The following is a 1,203-nucleotide window of genomic DNA, read 5'->3' as shown; positions in this document are numbered from 1 at the left end:
AAGGCTGACAGGGATAAGATGAATCCGGTCTATAAGAGATTCTTTGATATCGAGGATAGTGTAAAAGCCAATCGTCTTGAAACCAGGGAAAGAGCAATAGCGAATGGCTGGGAAACCAAGATTGATGAGAATGGACATGTGGTTTCAGATGATGCAGTACAGAAAAAACACAACTTCCACTACAACCTCTGGGAAATGGAAAAAGGCGGTGCTAAGACCAGATACCAGTGGAATATGGATGCAATCCGCACTTTAAAGCAGATTGAATCAGAGAACAGGCTTGCCACACCTGAGGAACAGAAAACTCTGTCGAAGTTTGTCGGATGGGGCGGACTGTCACAGGCATTTGATGAGAATAACGCAGGCTGGAGCAAAGAATATGCAGAGCTGAAAGACCTTTTATCTGATGAGGAATACAGTGCTGCAAGGGCAACAGTAAATAACGCCTTTTATACTTCACCGGAGATTGCCATGTGCATAAATTCGGCACTTGTCCAGTTTGGTTTCAGAGGCGGCAATGTATTAGAGCCATCTATGGGTATCGGTAACTTCTTTGGAAGTATGCCGGAAACAATGCATGAAGCAAAGCTGTATGGAGTGGAGCTTGACAGCATTTCGGGAAGAATCGCAAAGCAGCTTTATCAGAATGCCAATATCAGTATTACAGGATTTGAGAATACCACATATCCGGATAACTTTTTTGATGTAGTTGTCGGAAATGTGCCATTTGGAGATTATAAGGTATTTGATCCGAAGTACAACAAGTATAACTTCCGTATCCACGATTATTTTCTGGCAAAAGCACTTGACCAGGTAAGACCGGGAGGCATGGTTGCAGTAATCACCACAAAGGGAACACTTGATAAGGCAAATCCTACTATCCGAAAGTATCTGGCTGAAAGAGCAGAGCTTGTGGGAGCGATAAGACTTCCGAATACTGCATTTAAAGATAATGCAGGAACCGAAGTGACAGCAGATATCCTGTTTTTGCAGAAGAGGGAGAGAAAGATTGATATTGAACCTGACTGGGTACACCTTGGTGTAACTGAGAATGGCATTGCAGTCAACTCTTATTTTGCAGAGCATCCGGAGATGATGCTTGGATCTATGGAATATGACACAAGGATTTACGGACAGGACAGCAGATATACAGTCTGTGTGAATAATGATGAGAACTTCAATATGTATGAGACTCTCAATAAG

At 42.7% G+C, this 1,203-nt stretch carries 1 protein-coding gene; it reads left to right on the top strand.

Translation table 11 applies throughout. From position 1 onward, the window contains the following. Positions 1-1,203, top strand: a 1,203-nt coding sequence (locus DXA60_RS01165) for a class I SAM-dependent methyltransferase (RefSeq protein ID WP_147345368.1), incomplete at both ends; no start/stop codon positions are given.

The sequence above is a fragment of the Roseburia sp. OF03-24 genome (genome assembly GCF_003463035.1).
Lineage (GTDB): Bacteria > Bacillota > Clostridia > Lachnospirales > Lachnospiraceae > Roseburia > Roseburia rectibacter.
Note: the sequence above shows the minus strand (reverse complement) of the source record. Positions and strands in the feature narration are given on the sequence as shown.